The following is a 21,401-nucleotide window of genomic DNA, read 5'->3' on the forward strand; positions in this document are numbered from 1 at the left end:
TGTCCCAGTGCGCCTTCGTGGATCTTGTTCGAACCCTGCAGGCGCACCCCGGCCGGAGGCCGGCAGTGTCACAGTGCCCCCGGCAGGACTCGAACCTGCGACCTAGAGATTAGAAGGCTCTTGCTCTATCCAGCTGAGCTACGGAGGCGCGGCCAGAATCTTAACCGCTCGCCGCGGCGGCCCTCACCGGCGGCCCGCGGCGAGGGTCTGCGCCATGAAGTTCAGCGCCTGCGGCCACGACAGGGCGTACGCGTCGGCGTTGACAGGCTTGCCGTGCCGGGCGCGGGTACTGAAGCCGTGTTCGGCGCCGGGGTAGACGTGCACGATCGTCGCGCCCGAGGTGCGGGACAGCAGCGACCGCTGCAGGTCGGCGAACACGTCGGCCGTCATGATCGTGTCGGCGCCGGCGTGCAGCACCATCACCGGTGCGGCGATGCGCGCGGCGTCGGCGACGGTGTCGTGAGTGTGGTTCGCGGCCGGGACGGCCGGGATCGACGGATGGTAGGCGATCACGTTCGCAAGCCGCTCGTCGCGCGCGCCGGCGAGCAGCGCGAGGCGCCCTCCGAGGCAATAACCGAGCACGCCGACGCGTTCGGCGCCGAGCTCGCCCAGCAGGTGGTCGGTCAGCCCGCGGATCTCGGCGAGCGCGGCATCGTCGTCGAGGCCGTTCATGAGTTCGTAGAGGCGTTCCCTCGGGGTGTCGTCGGCGTTCGGGCCGTGGAACGGATCCCACACCAGCGCGGTGATCCCGGTGGCTGCGATGTCCTCGGCGTACTCGCGCACCTGCGCGCCGATTCCGGTGATCATCGGCAGCAGCACCATGCCCACGCCGCTGCCGTCCCGGGGCGCCGCGAGGTAGGCCTGCAGCGGCCCGACCGCGACGACGGAGATGCGGATCTCGTTCATTCGGGCAGACGTCCTTCCGGCCGGGTGTGTGCGTCCGAATCTATCGGGCGGCGAATCCGCCCGTCGCGCCGCAAGCGCGGGCATACACTCCGTAGGTAGCTGAAATGTGAGGTATGCCACATGCAAGTACCTTCGGCTTTCGAATACGAGCGCGCCACCGGCATCGATCACGCCATCGCACTCCTCGACGAACGCGGCGAGGAAGCCCGGGTCGTCGCGGGCGGGCACAGTCTCCTGCCGATGATGAAACTGCGGCTCGCCGCCCCCGAATGCCTGATCGACATCAACGACCTGGCCGGCGAGCTCGCCTACATCGCCGTCGAGCCCGACGTCGTGCGGATCGGCGCGCTGGCGCGGCACCGCGAACTCCTCGAAAGCGAGGCGCTCGCCGAGATCTTCCCGATCTTCCGCGACGCCGAACGGGTCATCGCCGATCCCGTCGTGCGCAACCGCGGCACGATCGGCGGGTCGCTGTGCCAGGCCGACCCCGCCGAGGACCTGTCCACCGTGTGCGACGTCCTCGACGCCTCGGTCGTGCTGCGCGGTCCGCACGGCAGCCGGACGCTGACGATGGACGAGTTCCATCTCGGCCCCTACGAGACGACCGCCGCCCCCAACGAACTGCTCGTCGAGGTCCGGCTGCCGCGACGGGGCCGCGGGTCGAGCGCCTACGCCAAGGTCGAGCGACGAACGGGGGACTGGGCGATCGCCGCGGCCGGCGCCGCCGTGTGGATGGGCGACGGGGCCATCGACGACGCCCGCGTCGGTCTCACCGCGCTCCGGGCGGATCCGCAGGCTTTGGCCGGCATCTCCGACCGGCTGCGCGGCGCGACGCCGTCCGAGGACCTCTACCGCGAGGCCGGCGAACTCGCCGCCGCCGCCAGCGACCCGGTCGCGGACCAGCGCGGCACCGTCGACTACAAACGCCACCTCGCCGCGGAGCTCACGGTGCGCACCCTGCGGCGCGCCGTCGAGCGGCTCACCACCTCCGAAAGGGGTTGACCCGATGCGTGTTTCGATGACCGTCAACGGTGACGAGGTCAGTGCCGAGGTGGAACCGCGGCTGCTGCTCGTCCACTTCCTGCGCGATCACCTCGGCCTGACCGGCACGCACTGGGGCTGCGACACCAGCAATTGCGGCACCTGCGTCGTCGCGGTCGACGGCGAGCCCGTCAAGTCGTGCACCATGCTCGCCGTCATGGCGAGCGGCCACGACGTGCGCACGGTCGAGGGACTCGAGCGCGACGGCGTGCTCGACCCCGTGCAGGAGGGCTTCATGCGCTGCCACGGGCTGCAGTGCGGCTTCTGCACCCCCGGCATGATGATCACCGCCCGGGCCCTGCTCGACCGCAACCCGGACCCCGACGAGCAGACCATCCGCGAGGCGATCTCCGGGCAGATCTGCCGCTGCACCGGCTACACCACCATCGTGCGGTCCATCCGCTGGGCCGCCGAGCACCCCGTCACCGAGAAGGCGCCGTCATGACCGCCGTCGACCCCACCCCCGAGCTGCTCGACACCGTCGACAACGACAAGAAGCCGTGCGGTCACGGGCGCATGCTGCGCAAGGAGGACCCGCGCTTCATCCGCGGCCACGGCCGCTTCGTCGACGACGTGCAGCTGCCGGGCATGCTGCACCTGGCGATCCTGCGCTCACCCGTCGCCCACGCGAAGATCCTCGGCATCGACACCACCGCCGCGCAGGCCCACCCGAAGGTGAGGGCCGTCGTCACCGGCGCCGACCTCGCGGACAAGGGCCTGGCGTGGATGCCGACCCTGTCCAACGACGTCCAGGCCGTCCTCGCCACCGACAAGGTCCGCTTCCAGGGCCAGGAGGTCGCCTTCGTCGTCGCCGACGACCGCTACTCGGCGCGCGACGCCCTCGAGCTCATCGACGTCGAGTACGACATCCTCGACCCGGTCGTCGACGTCCGCCGCGCGCTCGCGCCCGAGGCGCCTGTGATCCGCACCGACCTCGAGGGCAAGACCGACAATCACTGCTTCGACTGGGAAACCGGGGACGCCGCCGCCACCGAGGCCGCGTTCGCGAAGGCCGACGTGATCGCCCGGCAGGAGATGGTCTATCCCCGCGTGCACCCGGCGCCCATGGAAACCTGTGGCGCCGTGGCCGATTACGACCGCATCAGCGGCAAGCTCACGCTCTGGTCGACCAGTCAGGCGCCGCACGCCCACCGCACCCTCTACGCCCTCGTCGCCGGACTGCCCGAACACAAGATCCGGGTGATCGCCCCGGACATCGGCGGCGGGTTCGGCAACAAGGTGCCCATCTATCCCGGGTACGTGTGCGCGATCGTCGCCTCGCTCGTGACCGGCAAGCCGGTCAAGTGGATGGAGGACCGCAGCGAGAACCTGGTGAGCACCGGCTTCGCGCGCGACTACGTGATGGTCGGCGAGATCGCCGCGACCCGGGAGGGAAAGATCCTCGCGATCCGCACCCAGGTCCTCGCCGACCACGGCGCGTTCAACGGCACCGCCGCCCCGGTGAAGTACCCGGCCGGGTTCTTCGGGGTGTTCACCGGCAGCTACGACATCGAGGCCGCCTACTGCCACATGACCGCCGTCTACACCAACAAGGCGCCCGGCGGCGTGGCCTACGCGTGCTCGTTCCGCATCACCGAGGCCGTCTACCTCGTCGAGCGGCTCGTGGACTGCCTCGCCTACGACCTCGAGCTGGATCCGGTGCAGCTGCGGTTGCGGAATCTGCTTCGCCCCGAACAGTTCCCGTACACGAGCAAGACCGGTTGGAAATACGACTCCGGCGACTACGAAGCCACCCTGCGCAAGGCCGTGGAGATGGTCGGCTACGACGAACTGCGCCGCGAGCAGGCCGAACGGCGCGCGCGTGGCGAGCTGATGGGCATCGGCGTGGCGTTCTTCACCGAGGCCGTCGGCGCCGGCCCCCGCAAGGACATGGACATCCTCGGCCTCGGCATGGCCGACGGCTGCGAGCTGCGCGTGCACCCCACCGGCAAGGCGGTGGTGCGGCTGTCGGTGCAGACCCAGGGGCAGGGTCACGAGACCACGTTCGCGCAGATCGTCGCCGAGGAACTGGGCATCCCACCCGAGGACATCGACGTCGTGCACGGTGACACCGACAACACCCCGTTCGGTCTGGGCACGTACGGCAGCCGGTCCACCCCGGTCTCCGGCGCGGCCGCCGCCCTCGTCGCCCGCAAGGTGCGCGACAAGGCCCGGATCATCGCCTCCGGCATGCTCGAGGTGTCCGTCGCCGACCTCGACTGGGTCAAGGGCGCCTTCCACGTCAAGGGCGATCCGACCGCGTCGGTGACCATTCAGGACATCGCGATGCGGGCGCACGGCGCCGGCGATCTGCCCGAGGGCGTCGAGGGCGGACTCGAGGCGCAGATCTGCTACAACCCCGAGAATCTCACCTACCCGTACGGGGCGTACTTCTGCGTCGTCGACATCGATCCCGGGACGGCGGAGGTGACGGTGCGCCGGTTCCTCGCCGTCGACGACTGCGGCACCCGCATCAACCCGATGATCATCGAGGGGCAGGTGCACGGCGGGATCGTCGACGGCATCGGCATGGCACTGATGGAGATGATCGAGTTCGACGAGGACGGTAACTGCCTCGGCGGCTCGCTCATGGACTACCTGATCCCCACGGCGATGGAGGTGCCCCACTTCGAGACCGGCTTCACCGTCACCCCGTCGCCGCACCACCCGATCGGCGCGAAGGGCATCGGCGAGTCCGCGACCGTCGGCTCGCCGCCCGCGGTGGTCAACGCTGTCGTCGACGCGCTGCGCCCCTTCGGGGTGCGGCACGCCGACATGCCGCTGACCCCGTCGCGGGTGTGGGAGGCGATGCAGGGCCGGCCCACCCCGCCGATCTGACCGACCGGCCCGAACCAGGGAGAGCCACATGGATCTGACGGTGCGCGCCGCGGAACTGACCCGCCGGCGACGGGCGTTCGTCCGCGCCACGGTGGTGCGCGCCCAGCGGCCGACGTCCGCCCGCGCCGGCGACTGCGCGCTGGTGCTCGACGACGGCACGATCGAGGGCTTCGTCGGCGGCCAGTGCACCGAGACCTCGGTGCGCGACGCCGCGCGGCAGGCCCTGAACACGGGGGAGAGCATCCTGCTGCGGGTCCTGCCCGGCGCGACCCAAACCTTCCCGGACACTCCGGGGGCGACCGTCGCGGTCAACCCGTGCCTGTCCGGCGGCGCGACGGAGATCTTCCTCGAGCCGCAACTGCCCACCCCGATCCTCGTCGTCTCCGGGTCGACGCCGGTGGCCGAGGCCGTCGCGGACATCGCCGCGCGGCTGGACTTCGCCGTCACCCGCCCCGGCCCGGGCGCCGCCCCCGACGCCGACGCCGCCGCCGTCGTCGTCGCGAGCCTCGGCGGCGAGGAGGCCGGGATGATCCGGGCCGCCCTCGACGCCGGCATCGGCTACGTCGGCCTCGTCGCCAGCCGGCGGCGCGGCGCCGACGTGCTCGCGCAGGCCGAGGTGCGCCCCGACGAACGGGCCCGCGTGCACACCCCCGCGGGTCTCGACATCGGTGCGCGCACCGCCGCGGAGATCGGGCTGTCGATCGTCGCCGAACTGGTGCAGGCGATCCGCCGCGAGGGCCTCGGTGCGCCCGTCGCGCCGGCCGCGCCGCCGCACACTGCGGTGGACCCCGTGTGCGGGATGACCGTCACCGTCACCGCCGACACCCCGCATCTGACCGACGCCGGCGCGGACGTGTGGTTCTGCTGCCCGGGCTGCCGCCGCACCTACCAGAAGGAACACGCCGCGTGTTCGTGACGGGACCGGCCCCGGGAGCCGGCCGATGAGCGTGTTCGGCGGCGTCGACGACGTCATCCGCCGGTTCGACGACCAGGACTACCTGCTCGACGAGGGCACCGCCACCGCCCTGTATCTCGCGGTGGAGCTCGGCCGGCCGCTGCTGCTCGAGGGCGAGCCCGGCGTCGGCAAGACCACCGCCGCCAAGGCCCTCGCCGCCGCCGTGGGTACCGAGCTGATCCGGCTGCAGTGCTACGAGGGCCTCGCCGCGAGCGAGGCCCTCTACGACTGGAACTACCAGCGGCAACTGCTCGCGATCCGGCTCGCCGAGACCCGGGGTGAGAGCCTGAGCGAGGCCGATCTCTACACCGAGGAGTTCCTGCTCGAGCGGCCGGTGCTGCGCTGCGTGCGGCACCGCGGCCCCACCGCGCCGGTACTGCTCATAGACGAGATCGACCGGGCCGACGACGAGTTCGAGGCGCTGCTGCTCGAGTTCCTCGGCGAGTTCTCCGTCACGATCCCCGAACTGGGCACCCTCACCGCCGTGCGGCCCCCGATCGTCGTGCTCACCTCCAACCGCAGCCGCGACCTGCACGACGCGCTGCGCCGGCGCTGCCTCTACCACTGGATCGACTACCCGGACCGGGACCGCGCCGTCGCGATCCTGCGCCGCACCGTCCCCGCCGCGAATCTCGCGCTCGTCGAATCGGCCGCCGACTTCGTCGCCTCCGTGCGCCGGCTGGACCTGGACAAGGCGCCGGGCATCGCCGAGACCATCGACTGGGTGTCCGCGCTCGTCGCGCTCGGGGTGGGGGATCTGGTCCACCCGGGCGCGGTGGCGACGCTGACCGCGCTCGCCAAGACCCCCGACGACCGGACCACGATCCGTGCCGAGTACGAGGAGTACCGGGCGTGAGCACCGCGCTGCTGCTGCGCGGCGTCGACCTCGCCGCGTTCACCGTGGCGCTCACCGACCGGTTGCGCCGCGCCGGCGTGCCCGTCGCCGCGACCGCCGCCGCGACCTTGGTGCGGGCGCTGCGGCTGTACCCGCCGCGCACCCGCAGCCGGCTGTACTGGACCGCGCGGGTGGCCCTCGTCGATCGGCAGGACGCGCTCGCGGCGTTCGACGCCGTGTTCGCCGAGGTCTTCGACCACCAGGTCCTCGCCGTCGACCCGCACGCCCGCCGCACCGGCCCCGACGGGACGGTCGGTGCCGGCGACGCCGTCGTGCAGGGTGCGGCGCCGAACCCGGCGCCGGCGGCGCCGCAGCCGGGCGTGCCGTGGCACACCCGCAGGCCGCGCCGGTCCGGCGAACCGCCCGAGACGGTCCGGCCCGGGCCGTGGGCCCCGAGCCCCGTCGAGATCCGCGCCGACCAGCCGTTCGCCGACCTGCGGCCCGAGGACCTGCGCACCCTGGGACAGTGGCTCGAGCAGGCCCGGGTGCGCTGGCCGCGGCGCCTCGGCCGCCGCCGCACGCCGCACCACCACGGCCGCCTCGACGTGCGCGCCACCCTCGACGCGTCCCGGCACACCGGGTTCGAACTGGTGCGCCTGCGCCGCGCCCGCCCGATCCGCCGTCCGCGCCGGATCGTGGTGCTGTGCGACGTGAGTCGTTCCATGCACGGCTACGCCGACATCTACCTGCACCTGATGCGGGCCGCGGTGCGCGCCGGCGACGCCGAGGTGTTCGCGTTCTCCACGAGCCTGACCCGGCTCACCGCGACCCTGGCGCACCGCTCCGCCGAGCACGCGGTCGCCCGTGCCAACGACACGGTCGTCGACCGCTACGGCGGCACCCACATCGCCGGCAGCCTCGAGGCGCTGCTCGCCTCCCACCACGGCAACCTGCTGCGCGGCGCCGTCGTGTTCGTCGCCTCCGACGGGTGGGACAGCGACGATCCGCAGGCCCTCGGCCGGGCCGTCGCGCGGGTGCGCCGCCGCGCACACCGGCTGATCTGGCTGAACCCGCGGGCCGGCCGGCCCGGGTACCGTCCCGAGACCGGGCCGATGGCGGCGGCGCTGCCGCACTGCGACGCCCTGCTGGCGGCCGACACCCTCGATGCCCTGCGCGCGGTGTTCGATCTCGACCCGGCCGCCGGCCGGGTGGCGCACGTCTCCGACGGCCCGTCGTAGCGGCGCTCGTCGAGGTCCTACCCTGTTAGGTATGGCATCACCCGAGCTCGCGTCGGCCGCGCCGACGTCCTCGCCGCCGGCCGGGCGGCGCAACACGTCGGCACTGTACGTCCTCCTCGGGCTCGTCGCCGCGGTCGTCGCGCCGATCGTGGTCGGCCTGTCCGCCGCGCAGGCGCTGGTGCTGCTGGGCATCCCCGACCCCGGTCCGCTCACCACCTACGGGCTGCCCGCGGTGCGGGCGATCGCGGAGGTCGCGGCCGTCGCCGCGGTCGGTTCGCTGTTCTTCGCCGCGTTCCTGGTGCCGCCGCAGCGCAGCGGGGTGCTCGACGTGGACGGCTACCGGGCCGTGCGCACCGCGGGCGCCGCCGCCCTGATCTGGGCGTTCTGCTCGGCGGTGCTGGTGCCGCTGACCCTGTCCGACACGTCCGGGCAGCCGCTGGCCGAGGCGCTGAAGCCGGAGAACCTGTGGGGTGCGATCGGGCAGATCGACACCGCGCTCGCGTGGGCGTGGACGGCGGCGCTCGCCCTGATCCTGGCGGTGCTGATCCGCGCCGCGGTGCGCTGGTCGTGGGTGCCGTACCTGCTCCTGCTGTCCCTGGTGACGCTGATGCCGCTGGCCCTGACGGGGCACTCGTCGTCGGGCGGATCGCACGACATGGCCACCAACAGCCTGGTGCTGCACCTGGTCGCGGCGGCGGTGTGGGCGGGCGGCCTGTTCGCCCTGCTCGCCCACGGGTGGCGCCGCGGCGCGCACACCGACCTCGCCGCCCGCCGGTTCTCGTTCGTCGCCGGGGTGGCCTTCGCGGTGATGGCCCTGAGCGGCATCGTCAACGCCGCGGTGCGGCTGCCGGCCGACGAGTTGCTCACCAGCACCTACGGCCGGCTCGTCCTGGCCAAGGCGCTGGCGCTGATCGCCCTGGGCGTCCTCGGATGGATGCAGCGGCGCCGCGCGCTGCCCGCGCTCGAGGCGAACCCCGGCGACCGGGGCGCGCTCGTCCGGTTCGCGGCCGTCGAGGCCGTCATCCTGGCCGCCACCGTCGGACTGGCCGTGGGGCTGGGCCGTACCCCGCCGCCCCCGCCGGCGACGGTGCCGTCGCTGCTCGAGGTGGAGCTGGGCTACAACCTGGACGGCCCCCCGACGGTCGGCACCCTCTTCTTCGGCGCGTGGCGCTTCGACCTGATCTTCGGCACGATCGCCCTGGTTCTCGCGGTCGGCTACGCGATCGGGCTGTGGACGCTGCGCCGGCGCGGCGACAGCTGGCCCGTCGGCCGGTCGATCGCCTGGTTCTCCGGCTGCTTCGTGCTGCTGGTCGCCACGTCGTCGGGCGTGGGCATGTACTCGCCGGCGATGTTCAGCGTGCACATGGGCGCCCACATGGCGATGTCGATGCTGGCGCCCGTGCTGCTCGCCCTCGGCGGGGCGATGACCCTGGCGCTGCGGGCCTTCAAACCGGCGGGCCGCGACGGCTACCCCGGCCCGCGTGAATGGCTCCTGGCGTTCCTGCACAGCCCGCCGTCGCGGTTCTTCACCCATCCGGTCGTCGCGTCGGTGATGTTCGTCGGCGGCTTCTACGCGCTGTACCTGGGCGGGATCTTCGAGGCCAACGCCGACAGTCACGCCGCGCACGTGCTGATGAACCTGCACTTCCTGATGAGCGGCTACCTGTTCTACTGGGTCGTGATCGGCGTGGACCCGTCGCCGCGCGACGTGACGCCGGTGACGAAGCTGGCAATGGTGTTCGGCTCGCTGCCGTTCCACGCGTTCTTCGGTGTGACCCTGATGAGCATGGGCACGGTGATGGCCGAGTCCTACTACCGCGGTCTCGGCCTGGCCTGGAACAGCGACCTGTTCGCCGACCAGAAGGTGGGCGGCAGCATCGCCTGGTCGGCCGGGGAGATCCCGCTGGTGCTGGTGATGCTGGCCCTGCTGGTGCAGTGGTCGCGCAGCGACGAGCGCACCGCGCGACGGGTGGACCGCGCCGCCGAGCGGGACGACGACGCCGATCTCGCCGCCCACAACGCGATGTTCGCCGAGCTGGCGCGGCGGGACCGCGAGGGCCACTAGGGTCGCCGGCGCCGCGCGGTCTCGGTGCGCAGTCGCACGCCGACCGCGGAGAGCAGCGCGACGGCCGCCGCGCCGCCGGCCGCGACGGCGGCCGGGGTGGAGGTGAAGCCGGTGTCGCCGCTGCGGGCCACCGCGATCCACACCAGCCCCCACGCCATGGCCGCGGCGACGGCGAGCCGCCCGTGCCCGGCGACGGCGAGGAGCACCGACACCGCGGCGACCACGACCAGGACGAGCACCGCCCAGGTGTCGGCGCCCAGCGCGAACGGGTCGACCTCCGCGGCGCGCAGAGCCGCCGCGGTGTTCGCGACCGTGGCCACCGCCACCCAGCCCAGGTACAGGAACATGGTGCCGTCCACGACGACGCCCTCGAGGCGGGACGACGGCGCGGTGCGGGTCAGGCCGAGGAAGATCCGGACCAGCACGGCCAGCAGCGCGGCGATGACCGCGACGCTGACCGCGAGCAGTTCGAGCTGCACGACGAGGATCCACGCGGCGTTGAGCAGCATCGAGGCGGCGATCCACCGGCCGAGCGTCCGCTGGCGAGGGTCGGCGTGGTGCGCGGGCAGGGCCTGCCACACCGCGAGCGCCAGCAGGCCCAGGTAGATCACCGACCAGATCGAGAACGCCGGACCGCCCGGCGCCACCGCCGTCGCGTCGGCGGACAGCGCCCCACCCGCCACCTCGGAGATCGGTGTGCCCACCACGGCCCCGGATCCCAGGAAGGAGACGGCGACCGCGGTGATCGCCGACACGGCGACGCCCACGACGCGGAGCCGGTCGGCGGAGGTGGCCTGGGGTCGCGTCGAGCTCGCCGGGGAAGTCGTCATCCCCGGAAGATGCCCGGCGTCGCCGTGTCCGAAACGTCCCGTCCGTTCGGGCTCGGCTGTTAACTTGAGCGCCTGGCACCGACGACGGAAGGAGCGCGATGAGGGGTACGGGGTGGCGGCTGCGGGCGCTCGCGTGCATCGGCGCCGTGGCGGCCGGCCTGGTCGTGCCCGCGACGGCCGGCGCGCAGCCCGCGCCCGGCGAGGTGGTCGCGGTCGAGTCACTGCCCGGTGCGCTGTCGGTGCCGGGTGCGGCCACGGCCGAGCGGCTGACCTTCCGCACCCAGTGGCGGTCCGGTGCGGAGACCACCGCGTCGGGTGTCCTGTACCTGCCGCCCGGCCAGGCCCCCGCGGGCGGCTGGCCGGTCGTGTCGTGGGCGCACGGCACCGTCGGCATCGGCGACGACTGCGCCCCGTCGCGCAACCCGCGCAGCGACCGCGACCGGGCGTACCTCGGGCACTGGTTGTCCCAGGGCTACGCCGTGGTCGCCTCCGACTATCCCGGCCTGGGCGGCGACGGCCTGCACACGTATCTCGACGGGCCGAGCGCCGCGAACAGCGTCGTCGACGTCGTCCGGGCCGCCCGCGCCGCCGAGCCCTCGCTGTCGAACCGGTGGATCGTGATCGGCCAGTCGCAGGGCGGTCACGCCGCCCTGCACACCGCGCGCCTGGCCACGTCGCGGGCGCCGGAACTCGACTTCCGCGGCATGATCGCCACCGGCGCGCCGTCGAACCTCGAGACGGTGTTCCCGTTCGGCGGTCCCGGCTTTCCGGATCTGGGCCTGGACGGCACCACCGTGTTCCTGTCCTACGTCCTGGCCGGCCTGCGGGTCGCGCGGCCCGACCTGGACGTGAACAGCTACCTCACCCCGGTCGGGCGGGGCGTCGTCGACGACGCCGAACGGCTCTGCTACGCCGAACTCGGCGACCGCGTCCGCGGCATCGGCGTGGGGGAGATCCTCGCCCGCCCGCTCGGCGACGACCGCATGCGTGCCGCGCTCGCCGACTACATGGGGGTCCCCACTCGCGGCTACGATCGGCCGCTGTTCCTCGGTCAGGGGCTGCGGGATCAGGTCGTGCCGGCGCCGCTGTCGTTCAAGCTCGTCGCCGACCTGTGGTCCGGGGGCACGAGCGTCGACTACCGCACCTACCCCAACGGGCATTCCGAGACCATGTTCGACGCCCTGCCGGCCACCACGCCGTTCGCGGCGACATTGCTCGGCAGGTAGAGCAGAGGGGTTGCGCCGTGAGCAGGTGGGGAGTGCGCCGGTCGCTGTGGGCGGCCTGCGCGTCGGTGGCCGTGATGTGCCCGGCCGTCGCGGTCGCCGAACCCGTGCCCGGCGCGGTGATGTCGGTGGAACCGTTGCCGGCGGAACTCTCCGTGCCCGGTGCCGCGGTCGCCGAGCGGCTCACCTACCGGACCCAGTGGCGGTCCGGCGCCGCCGCCGTCGACACGGGGGTGCTGTTCCTGCCGCCGGGCGAGGCCCCCGACGGCGGCTGGCCGGTCGTGTCGTGGGCGCACGGCACCGTCGGCCTCGGCGACGACTGTGCGCCGTCGCGCAACCGGCGCATCGAACGGGAGCGGCGGTATCTCGCGCACTGGCTGTCGCAGGGCTACGCGGTGGTGGCCGCCGACTATCCCGGCCTCGGTACCGAGGGCCTGCACACGTATCTCGACGGGCCCACCGCCGCGAACAGCATCGTCGACGTCGTCCGCGCCGCCCGGGCCGCCGAGCCGTCGCTGTCGCAGCGGTGGGTGGTCATCGGCCAGTCGCAGGGCGGGCACGCGGCGCTGCACACCGCGCACCGGGCCACGGCGCGCGCGCCGGAGCTCGACTTCCGCGGCGCGGTCGCCACCGGTGCGCCGTCCAACCTCGAGCTGCTGTTCCCGTTCGGGGTGCCCGGCTTCCCCGACCTCGACCTCGACGGGCTCGTCTCGTTCAGCGCCTACATCATGGCCGGGCTGCGGGCGGCACGCCCCGACCTCGACGTGAACAGCTACCTCACGCCCGTCGGACGCGATCTCGTCGACGCCGCCGAGTACCTCTGCTACGGGGATCTCGAGGACCGCGCCGCCGACGTGGATGTGGGGCAGTTGCTGTCCCGGCCGCTGGGCGACGACCGGATGCGGGCCGCGCTCGCCGACTACCTCGGTGTCCCGACCCGCGGTTACGACCGGCCGCTGTTCGTCGGCCAGGGATTGCGGGACCGGATGGTTCCCGCGCCGCTGTCGTTCAAGCTCGTCGCCGACCTGTGGGCCGGTGGCGCCGACGTCGACTACCGCACCTATCCGGACGACCACTTCGCCACCCTCTTCGCCGCGCTCCCGGACACGACACCGTTCGTGGCCGCCCGATTCGTCCGGTAACGCGGGACGGCCGGCGACCGACGTGCGAGGTGGCGCATGCCGACGATCGGCACGCCCCTCGGACGAGCGGAGGACTTCATGGGCCGGAACAGACGGTGGCGACGGGCGCTGGGCGCGATCGGCGCGGTGCTGGCGGGCGTGCTCGCCCCGTCCGTCGCGGCCGCCGACCCCGCGCCGGGCGCGATCGTGTCGGTCGAGCCGCTGCCGGCCGAGATGTCGGTGCCGGGTGCCGCGGTCGCCGAGCGGCTCACCTACCGCACCGAGTGGCGCTCCGGCGCTCCGGCCGTCGGCACCGGCGTGCTGTTCCTCCCGCCGGGGCCGGCCCCGGCGGGCGGCTGGCCGGTGGTGTCCTACGCGCACGGCACCGTCGGCATCGCCGACGACTGCGCCCCGTCGCGGCACCCGTGGTCCGATCTCGAGCGTCCGTACCTCGAGCATTGGCTCGCCCAGGGCTACGCCGTCGTCGCGGCCGACTATCCGGGCCTGGGCACCGAGGGCGTCCACCCGTATCTCGACGGGCAGAGCGCCGCCAACAGCGTCGTCGACATCGTGCGCGCGGGCCGTGCCGCCGAGCCGTCGCTGTCGCAGCGCTGGGTCGTCGTCGGCCAGTCCCAGGGCGGGCACGCGGCGCTGCACACCGCGCACCGGGCCTCGTCGCGGGCCCCGGAGCTCGACTTCCGCGGCACCGTCACCACCGGGGCGCCGTCCAACCTCGAGCAACTGTTTCCCATGGGCGGACCCGGATTCCCGGATCCGGGCTTCGAGGGTCTGGTCGCCTTCAGCTCCTACATCTTCGCCGGGCTCCGCGCCGCCCAGCCCGACCTGGACGTGAACAGCTACCTGACCCCGACCGGGCGAAAGTTCGTCGACGCGGCCGAACAGCTCTGCTACAACGAGCTGAACGCGCTCGCCGACGGGGTGCGGGTGGGCGAGCTGGCGGCGCTGCCGCTGTCCGCGGGCCGGTTCCCCGCCGTGCTCGCCGACTACCTCGGCGTCCCGACGAGCGGGTACGACCGGCCGGTGTTCCTCGCCCAGGGCATCCACGACACGATGGTTCCGGCGCCGCTGTCGGCCAAGCTCGCAGCCGACCTGCGGGCGGGGGGCGCCGACGCCGACTACCGGGTGTACGTGGCCGGGCACAACACGACCATGACCCGGTCCCTGCCCGACACCACCCCGTTCGTGGCGCGGCTGTTCGGGTCGTAGCCGGCCCGCTCCCGGGTCCCGCCGGGCGGGCCCGGTCGTCCGGGATGTGGGTTCTGCGGGTCCGCCCGATACGCTGGACCTATGGCGGAGTTCATTTACACGATGAAGAAGGTGCGCAAGGCGCACGGTGACAAGGTCATTCTCGACGACGTCACCATGAGCTTCTACCCGGGTGCCAAGATCGGTGTGGTCGGACCGAACGGCGCGGGCAAGTCGTCCATCCTCAAGATCATGGCCGGGTTGGACCAGCCCAGCAACGGCGAGGCCTTCCTCGACCCGGAAGCCTCCGTCGGCATCCTGCTGCAGGAACCGCCGCTCAACGAGGAGAAGACCGTCCGCGGCAACGTGGAGGAGGGTCTCGGCGAGATCAAGGTCAAGCTCGACCGGTTCAACGAGATCGCCGAGCTGATGGCGACCGACTACTCCGACGAGCTGATGGAGGAGATGGGCAAGCTCCAGGAGGAACTCGACCACGCCAACGCCTGGGACATCGACTCGCAGCTCGAGCAGGCCATGGATGCCCTGCGCTGCCCGCCGCCGGACGAGCCGGTCACCCACCTCTCCGGCGGTGAGCGCCGCCGCGTCGCCCTGTGCAAGCTGCTGCTGAGCAAGCCCGACCTGTTGCTGCTCGACGAGCCCACCAACCACCTCGACGCCGAGTCGGTGCTGTGGCTCGAGCAGTTCCTCGCGAGCTACCCGGGCGCCGTCCTCGCCGTCACCCACGACCGGTACTTCCTCGATCACGTCGCGCAGTGGATCTGCGAGGTCGACCGCGGCAAGCTGCACCCGTACGAGGGCAACTACTCCACCTACCTGGAGAAGAAGGCCGAGCGCCTCGAGGTGCAGGGCAAGAAGGACCAGAAGCTGCAGAAGCGCCTCCGGGAGGAGCTCGAGTGGGTCCGGTCCGGCGCCAAGGCGCGCCAGACCAAGAGCAAGGCCCGTCTGGCCCGCTACGAGGAGATGGCCGCCGAGGCCGAGAAGTTCCGCAAGCTGGACTTCGAGGAGATCCAGATCCCGACACCGCCGCGCCTGGGCGACGTCGTGGTCGAGGTCGACCACCTCGACAAGGGATTCGAAGGCCGCGTGCTGATCAAGGACCTGTCGTTCACGCTGCCGCGCAACGGCATCGTCGGCGTGATCGGTCCCAACGGTGTCGGCAAGACCACCCTGTTCAAGACCATCGTCGGCCTCGAGAAGCCCGACTCGGGCACCGTGAAGGTCGGCGACACCGTCAGGCTGAGCTACGTCGACCAGTCCCGCGCGAACATCGACCCCAACAAGACGGTGTGGGAGGTGGTTTCGGACGGACTCGACTACATCGAGGTCGGCCAGAACGAGATGCCCTCGCGCGCGTATGTCAGCGCCTTCGGGTTCAAGGGCCCGGACCAGCAGAAGAAGGCCGAGGTGCTCTCCGGTGGTGAGCGCAACCGCCTGAACCTGGCACTGACCCTCAAGGAGGGCGGCAACCTGATCCTGCTCGACGAGCCGACCAACGACCTCGACGTCGAAACCCTGAGCTCGCTCGAGAACGCGCTGCAGAAGTTCCCCGGCTGTGCCGTCGTGATCTCCCACGACCGCTGGTTCCTCGACCGCACCTGCACCCACATCCTCGCGTGGGAAGGCAACGTCGAGGAGGGCAAGTGGTTCTGGTTCGAGGGCAACTTCGAATCGTACGAGGCCAACAAGGTCGAGCGGCTCGGGGCGGAGGCGGCGCGTCCGCACCGCGTCACCCACCGGAAGCTCACCCGTGACTGAGCCGGGGCAGAAGACCTTCACCTGCACGCTGGAGGTCCGCTGGGCCGACTCCGACCGTCTCGGGCACGTGAACAACACGAAGTTCGTGGAGTACATGCAGGAGGCCCGGATCAAGTTCCTGCAGAGCGGCCCGTTCGCGCGCGGCGCCGTGGTGGTGCGGAAGATGGACGTGGAGTTCCTGCGCCCGCTCAAGGACGACTCCGGTCCGATCACCGTCGCCATCTCGGTCCTGCACGTGGGCAACAGCTCGTACACCCTGCGGCACGTGATCACCGACGTGCAGGGCAATCCGTGCGGTTCCGGGGACGCCGTCCTCGTCGGGTTCGACCCGCACACGGAGTCCTCCCGGCCGCTCACCGCCGAGGAGCGGGCGGTCCTCGAGGACTACGTCGCCGCGACGGTCGGCTGACCGCCCCGGCCCGGGATTCCCCCCTCACACCCGGCGCCGCGGATAGGCTCGAACCAGAGCCTGTCCGCGGCGCTGCCGGTTTCCGGCGGCGAATGAGGGAGTGAGCACCATGGCCGAGTCCGCCACACCCCAGGGGGTTTCGTCGAACCGGCGCGGTGAGCTCTCGGCGGCCGCGCTCGAGGACGTCTACCGCCGCTACGCGGACACCCTCGACGCCCCCGATCCGGCCCTGTCCGCCCACCTGGACCTCGGCCGCGAGCGGAGTGCCGACGCCGTCCTGACCCGCGTCTACCGGCCCGGCGATCGGTGGGGCGTCGGCGCCGCCCTGCAGATCGTCACCGACGACATGCCGCTGCTCGTCGAATCCGTCATCGCGCTGTTGACCCGGCTCGGCGTCGCCATCCGCGAACTCGTCCATCCTGTCGTGTCCGTCCGGCGCGACGAGGACGGACACCTGCTCGAGATGGTGGCCGACACCACGCCCCCGCACGGCTTCGTCGCGGAGTCGTGGATTCACGTCCAGCTGCACCCGGCCACCTCCGAGGCCACCCTCGACACCGTCGGCACCGAGATCGGCGGTGTGCTCGCCGACGTGCGGCAGGTCGGGGCCGACACCGCCGCGATGCTCGCCCGCGAACGCGACCTGGCCGTCGAACTCGACGCGCTCGCCGAGAACCCGCCGCCGCGGCACGCCGCGGAGGAGTTGCGGGAGACGTCGGCGCTGCTGCGCTGGCTCGCGCGTGGCAACTACACCGTCCTCGGTTACCGGCGCTACGACATCGTCGCCGACGCATCCGGGACGCGGCACGCCCGCGCCGTGCCCGGCAGTGGTCTCGGGGTGCTGCGCTCCGACCTCGCCGCCGACGACGTGATCGACATGTCGGCGACCGTCGAGGCCACCGACCGGCCGCTGCTGGTGCTCACCCAGGCGTCCCTGCCTGCCACGGTGCACCGCTCGGTGTACCCGTACTTCGTGGGCGTCGCCGTCCTCGGCCCGGACGGTCGCGTCGTCGGCGAGCACCGGTTCCTCGGTGTGCTGGCCGTGACCGCGCTGCACGAGAACGTGCTCGACATTCCCGTGCTGGCGCGCCGGGTCCGGGAGGTGGTGGCCCGCGCCGGCGTGGAACTGTCGTCCTTCACCGGACAGGCGATGCTCGAGGTGCTGCAGGCGCTGCCCCGGGTGGAACTGTTCTCCGCCGACACCGACACCCTCTACGAGACCGTCACCGCGGTGGTCGCGATGCGCCGGCAACTGCGGCTGTTCCTGCGGGTCGACCCCTACGGCCGCTTCGTCTCGTGCCTGATCTACCTGCCCCGCGACCGCTACAACACACGGGTCCGGGTCGCGATGCAGCAGATCCTGATGCGCGAGTACGGCGGGGGTTCCATCCACTACACCGCCCGGGTCACGGAGGGCGACCTGGCGCTGCTGCACGTGACCATCCGGACCCCGCCGGGACAGGCCCTGCCGCGGATCGACACCTCCGAGGAGAATCGCCTGCGCATCCAGGCCCTGCTCGCCGAGGCCAGCCGCAGCTGGGACGACCACCTCGCCGACCTGGCCGCCACCGACCACACCGTCGATCCCGTGCTGGTGCAGCGCTACGCGGAGGCGCTCCCCGACGGTTACAAGGAGGACTTCGACGCCGTCCGGGCGCTGGCCGACATCGCCCGCCTCGAGGCACTGCGCGACGGCAGCATCGACCTGCTGCTGTACCGGCCCCCCGGCGCCGACCCGCGCCGGTGGCGCTTCACGCTCTACATCGGCAGCGAGGGCATCACCCTCAGCCAGGTGCTGCCGGTGCTGCAGAGCCTCGGCGTCGAGGTGCTCGACGAGCGCCCGTACCAGATCATCCGCGCCGACCGGATGAGCTGCTGGATCTACGATTTCGGCCTGGTCCTGCCCGTCGACCTCGAACCCGACCCGAGGGTGACCACCCGTGTCACCGCGGCGTTCGCCGCCGTGTGGCACGGGCTCTCGGAGCCGGACCGGTTCAACGAACTGGTCCTGCGGGCCGGGCTGGGCTGGCGGCAGGCCATGATGCTGCGCGCCTACGCGAAGTACCTGCGGCAGGCCGGCTTCCCCTACAGTCAGTACCACATCGAAGGTGTGCTGCTCGCCGACCCGGACACCACCGCGCTGCTCGCCGAACTGTTCGAGGCGATGTTCGACCCCGACGAGGCGTCCGCCGACCGCGAGCAGGATGCCGCCGCCGAGCTGGTCGGCCGGATCGACGCCGTCGTCAGCCTCGACGCCGACCGGATCCTGCGCGGTCTCTTCGGCCTCATCCGGGCGACGTTGCGCACCAACTACTTCGTGTCCGGTGACGACGGGGCTGTCGCGCTCTCGCGCGCCGACGCCGCGCCCGCCCGGGTCCTGTCGTTCAAGCTCGACCCGACCCGCATCAACGAACTGCCCCAGCCGCGACCGAAGTTCGAGGTGTTCGTCTACGCACCCGACGTCGAGGGTGTGCACATGCGCTTCGGCTCCGTTGCCCGCGGCGGCCTGCGCTGGTCGGACCGGCGCGAGGACTTCCGCACCGAGATCCTCGGGCTCGCCAAGGCCCAGGCCGTGAAGAACGCCGTCATCGTCCCCGTCGGTGCCAAGGGGGGCTTCGTGGTCAAGCGCCCCGTCGCGCCGACCGGGGACGCGGCCGCCGACCGGCAGGCGGTGCGCGCGCAGGGGGAGGCCTGCTACCGGCGGTTCATCGCGGGCCTGCTCGACGTCACCGACAACCTCGACCGCGCCCGCGGCGTGGCCGTGCCGCCACCGCGGGTGGTCCGCCGCGACGGGGACGACACGTACCTCGTGGTCGCCGCGGACAAGGGCACCGCCACCTTCTCCGACCTCGCCAACGAGGTCGCCCGCGAGTACGGGTTCTGGCTCGGCGACGCCTTCGCTTCCGGCGGATCGGCCGGCTACGACCACAAGGCGATGGGCATCACCGCGCGCGGCGCGTGGGAGAGCGTCAAGCGGCACTTCCGCGAACTGGGCGTCGACACGCAGAGCGAGGACTTCACGGTCGCCGGCGTCGGCGACATGAGCGGCGACGTGTTCGGCAACGGCATGCTGCTGAGCACCCACATCCGGTTGGTGGCCGCGTTCGACCACCGGCACATCTTCCTCGACCCCCACCCGGAGCCCGCCGCCTCGTACGCCGAGCGGCGCCGCCTGTACGACCTGCCCCGCTCGTCGTGGGCCGACTACGACGCGGACCTGATCAGCACCGGCGGCGGGGTGTGGGAGCGCTCGCTCAAGTCCGTCCCGCTCAGTCCCCAGGCCCGTAGCGTGCTCGGACTCGACGACGACGTCACCGAGCTCTCGCCCCCCGAACTGATCCGCGCCATCCTCCGGGCGCCGGTGGACCTGCTGTGGAACGGGGGGATCGGCACCTACATCAAGGCCGCCACCGAAACCGACGCAGACGTCGGCGACAAGGGCAACGACGCGGTCCGCGTCGACGGCGCCACCGTCCGCGCCCGGGTGGTCGGGGAGGGCGGCAACCTCGGCGTCACCCAGCGCGGCCGCATCGAGTACGCCCGGGCCGGCGGCAAGATCAACACCGACGCGATCGACAACTCCGCCGGTGTCGACTGTTCCGACCACGAGGTCAACATCAAGATCCTGCTCGACTCGATGGTCACCGCCGGCGCCCTCGCATCCACCGACCGCAACCCGCTGCTCGAATCCATGACCGAGGAGGTCGGGCGAATCGTTCTGAAGGACAACATGTCCCAGAACAACCTGCTCGGCTACTCCCGCACCGGCGCGCCCACGATGCTCGGGGTGCACCAGCGGCTGATCGCCGACCTCGTCGCCGAACGCGGGCTCGACCGTTCCCTCGAGGCACTGCCCGGCGACGCCGAGATCGAGCGGCGCCGCCTCGAAGGGGAGGGACTCACCTCCCCGGAGCTGTCCACCCTGCTCGCCCACGTCAAGCTCGCACTCGCCGACGACCTGCTCGACACCGACCTGCCCGACAGCGACACCTTCGCCGGCCGGCTGCCCGGCTACTTCCCGCGGCAACTGCGCGAACCCTTCCGCACCGGCATCAAGTCCCACCCGCTGCGCCGGCAGATCGTCGCGACGATCCTCGCCAACGAGACCGTCGACAACGGCGGGATCACCTACGTCTACCGGCTCTCGGAGGAGGCCGGCGCGTCGAGCACCGACGCCATCCGCGCCTACGCTGCCGTCACCGAGATCTTCGGCCTGCCCGGCCTGTGGGCGCGCATCCGCGCGGCCGACACGACCGCGGCCGTCGCCGACGACCTGCTGCTCGAATCGCACCGCGTCCTCGACCGGGCGTCGCGGTGGCTGCTGTCGAACCGGCCGCAACCTCTGGCCGTCGGTGCCGAGATCAGCCGGTACCGCGCGATGTTCGCGCGGCTCGCGCCGCGCGTGGAGGAGTGGATGCAGGGCCACCACGTACAGGACCTGAAGGAACGCGCCGAGCCGCTGCTCGCGCGCGGCGCCCCGGAGGAGCTGACGTGGGACGTGTTCCGCCTCCTCGACCAGTTCCCGCTGCTGGACGTCATCGACATCGCCGACATCGCCGAACGCGACGAGGCCGAGGTCGCCGAGCTGTACTACGCGATGGACGCGCACATGGGGATCGACTGGCTGCTGTCCGCGGTCACGGCCCTCGAGCGCGGCGACCGGTGGCACTCGCTGGCCCGGCTCGCCCTGCGCGACGAACTGTACGGTTCGCTGCGCACGCTCACCCTCGACGTGCTCGGCACCGCCGAACCCGGCGAGAGCACCCGCGAGATGATCGAGGACTGGGAGCTGACCAACGGCTCGCGGCTCGGGCGGGCGAGGTCGGCGCTCGAGGAGATCTTCCTGTCTGGAAATCTGGACCTCGCGACGCTGTCCGTGGCGGCGCGTCAGGTCAGGAGCATGGTGCGCGCCGGCGCACCCGACAGGAGGTAGGCAGTTGAAGCACGCCGGGGTCGAG

At 72.2% G+C, this 21,401-nt stretch carries 15 protein-coding genes and 1 tRNA gene; 13 read left to right on the forward strand and 3 right to left on the reverse strand.

Going from position 1 to position 21,401, the window contains the following annotated elements; translation table 11 throughout:
- Positions 1-74: 74 nt before the first annotated feature.
- Together ISO16_RS00405 and ISO16_RS00410 are read right to left on the reverse strand one after the other, a co-directional pair.
- Positions 75-148 (reverse strand) — tRNA-Arg (locus tag ISO16_RS00405).
- A 35-nt stretch (positions 149-183) separates the two neighbouring features.
- The gene (locus ISO16_RS00410; RefSeq protein ID WP_072635011.1) at positions 184-906 is read right to left on the reverse strand and encodes a dienelactone hydrolase family protein; all 723 of its coding nucleotides are present in this window, start codon (positions 904-906) and stop codon (positions 184-186) included.
- A gap of 120 nt (positions 907-1,026) precedes the next feature.
- Between ISO16_RS00410 and ISO16_RS00415 the strand changes: the two genes are divergently transcribed.
- The 7 genes from ISO16_RS00415 to ISO16_RS00445 are packed head-to-tail and all read left to right on the forward strand — an operon-like array spanning position 1,027 to position 9,878.
- The gene (locus tag ISO16_RS00415) at positions 1,027-1,908 is read left to right on the forward strand and encodes an FAD binding domain-containing protein (protein ID WP_072635012.1); all 882 of its coding nucleotides are present in this window, start codon (positions 1,027-1,029) and stop codon (positions 1,906-1,908) included.
- Between the two features lie 4 nt (positions 1,909-1,912).
- Positions 1,913-2,392: a (2Fe-2S)-binding protein gene (locus tag ISO16_RS00420; RefSeq protein WP_006946620.1), complete on the forward strand. Its 480-nt coding sequence runs from the start codon at positions 1,913-1,915 to the stop codon at positions 2,390-2,392.
- The gene (locus ISO16_RS00425; RefSeq protein WP_029543052.1) at positions 2,389-4,785 is read left to right on the forward strand and encodes an aerobic carbon-monoxide dehydrogenase large subunit; all 2,397 of its coding nucleotides are present in this window, start codon (positions 2,389-2,391) and stop codon (positions 4,783-4,785) included. Before ISO16_RS00420 ends, ISO16_RS00425 begins: the two co-directional genes overlap by 4 nt.
- A 28-nt stretch (positions 4,786-4,813) precedes the next feature.
- Positions 4,814-5,701: an XdhC family protein gene (locus tag ISO16_RS00430; RefSeq protein ID WP_029543053.1), complete on the forward strand. Its 888-nt coding sequence runs from the start codon at positions 4,814-4,816 to the stop codon at positions 5,699-5,701.
- 25 nt (positions 5,702-5,726) lie between these two features.
- A complete protein-coding gene (locus ISO16_RS00435) occupies positions 5,727-6,596 on the forward strand; it encodes an AAA family ATPase (protein WP_065922679.1) in 870 nt (289 codons plus the stop codon).
- Positions 6,593-7,813 carry a vWA domain-containing protein gene (locus ISO16_RS00440; RefSeq protein WP_072635013.1) on the forward strand — a complete coding sequence of 407 codons (1,221 nt, stop codon included), beginning with the start codon at positions 6,593-6,595 and terminating at the stop codon, positions 7,811-7,813. Before ISO16_RS00435 ends, ISO16_RS00440 begins: the two co-directional genes overlap by 4 nt.
- Before the next feature lie 31 nt (positions 7,814-7,844).
- On the forward strand, positions 7,845-9,878 hold the full coding sequence (locus ISO16_RS00445) for a cytochrome c oxidase assembly protein (protein ID WP_072635014.1): 2,034 nt from the start codon (positions 7,845-7,847) through the stop codon (positions 9,876-9,878).
- Here ISO16_RS00445 and ISO16_RS00450 read toward each other — a convergent pair.
- The gene (locus ISO16_RS00450; RefSeq protein ID WP_072635015.1) at positions 9,875-10,708 is read right to left on the reverse strand and encodes a tryptophan-rich sensory protein; all 834 of its coding nucleotides are present in this window, start codon (positions 10,706-10,708) and stop codon (positions 9,875-9,877) included. The genes ISO16_RS00445 and ISO16_RS00450 overlap by 4 nt on opposite strands.
- A 98-nt stretch (positions 10,709-10,806) precedes the next feature.
- Here ISO16_RS00450 and ISO16_RS00455 point away from each other — a divergent pair, with 98 nt between their 5' ends.
- The 6 genes from ISO16_RS00455 to ISO16_RS00480 all read left to right on the forward strand — a co-directional run bounded on the left by ISO16_RS00455 (position 10,807) and on the right by ISO16_RS00480 (position 21,376).
- Positions 10,807-11,934 (forward strand): alpha/beta hydrolase family protein, encoded by a 1,128-nt coding sequence (locus tag ISO16_RS00455; RefSeq protein ID WP_072635016.1) that lies wholly within the window; start codon positions 10,807-10,809, stop codon positions 11,932-11,934.
- Between the two features lie 74 nt (positions 11,935-12,008).
- Positions 12,009-13,073, forward strand: coding sequence for a lipase family protein (locus tag ISO16_RS00460; protein WP_072635023.1), 1,065 nt, complete (start codon positions 12,009-12,011; stop codon positions 13,071-13,073).
- Between the two features lie 78 nt (positions 13,074-13,151).
- The gene (locus tag ISO16_RS00465; protein WP_072635024.1) at positions 13,152-14,279 is read left to right on the forward strand and encodes a lipase family protein; all 1,128 of its coding nucleotides are present in this window, start codon (positions 13,152-13,154) and stop codon (positions 14,277-14,279) included.
- An 81-nt stretch (positions 14,280-14,360) separates the two neighbouring features.
- Entirely contained in the window at positions 14,361-16,034 is a 1,674-nt protein-coding gene (ettA, locus tag ISO16_RS00470) for an energy-dependent translational throttle protein EttA (RefSeq protein WP_006930524.1), read from the forward strand.
- Positions 16,027-16,443: an acyl-CoA thioesterase gene (locus tag ISO16_RS00475; RefSeq protein ID WP_006930526.1), complete on the forward strand. Its 417-nt coding sequence runs from the start codon at positions 16,027-16,029 to the stop codon at positions 16,441-16,443. The genes ettA and ISO16_RS00475 overlap by 8 nt, the downstream gene beginning before the upstream one ends.
- Positions 16,444-16,552: 109 nt before the next feature.
- Positions 16,553-21,376, forward strand: a complete 4,824-nt coding sequence (locus tag ISO16_RS00480) for an NAD-glutamate dehydrogenase (protein WP_230304457.1) — start codon at positions 16,553-16,555, stop codon at positions 21,374-21,376.
- Positions 21,377-21,401: the final 25 nt, after the last annotated feature.

This window comes from Rhodococcus sp. M8 (assembly GCF_015654185.1).
Lineage (GTDB): Bacteria > Actinomycetota > Actinomycetes > Mycobacteriales > Mycobacteriaceae > Rhodococcus > Rhodococcus aetherivorans.

Coding starts and splice junctions, on each gene's coding strand:
- ISO16_RS00410 (WP_072635011.1), bottom strand. CDS start 906: ATGAACGAGATCCGCATCTCCGTCGTCGCGGTCGGGCCGCTGCAGGCC.
- ISO16_RS00415 (WP_072635012.1), top strand. CDS start 1,027: ATGCAAGTACCTTCGGCTTTCGAATACGAGCGCGCCACCGGCATCGAT.
- ISO16_RS00420 (WP_006946620.1), top strand. CDS start 1,913: ATGCGTGTTTCGATGACCGTCAACGGTGACGAGGTCAGTGCCGAGGTG.
- ISO16_RS00425 (WP_029543052.1), top strand. CDS start 2,389: ATGACCGCCGTCGACCCCACCCCCGAGCTGCTCGACACCGTCGACAAC.
- ISO16_RS00430 (WP_029543053.1), top strand. CDS start 4,814: ATGGATCTGACGGTGCGCGCCGCGGAACTGACCCGCCGGCGACGGGCG.
- ISO16_RS00435 (WP_065922679.1), top strand. CDS start 5,727: ATGAGCGTGTTCGGCGGCGTCGACGACGTCATCCGCCGGTTCGACGAC.
- ISO16_RS00445 (WP_072635014.1), top strand. CDS start 7,845: ATGGCATCACCCGAGCTCGCGTCGGCCGCGCCGACGTCCTCGCCGCCG.
- ISO16_RS00450 (WP_072635015.1), bottom strand. CDS start 10,708: ATGACGACTTCCCCGGCGAGCTCGACGCGACCCCAGGCCACCTCCGCC.
- ISO16_RS00455 (WP_072635016.1), top strand. CDS start 10,807: ATGAGGGGTACGGGGTGGCGGCTGCGGGCGCTCGCGTGCATCGGCGCC.
- ISO16_RS00460 (WP_072635023.1), top strand. CDS start 12,009: ATGTGCCCGGCCGTCGCGGTCGCCGAACCCGTGCCCGGCGCGGTGATG.
- ISO16_RS00465 (WP_072635024.1), top strand. CDS start 13,152: ATGGGCCGGAACAGACGGTGGCGACGGGCGCTGGGCGCGATCGGCGCG.
- ettA (WP_006930524.1), top strand. CDS start 14,361: ATGGCGGAGTTCATTTACACGATGAAGAAGGTGCGCAAGGCGCACGGT.
- ISO16_RS00480 (WP_230304457.1), top strand. CDS start 16,553: ATGGCCGAGTCCGCCACACCCCAGGGGGTTTCGTCGAACCGGCGCGGT.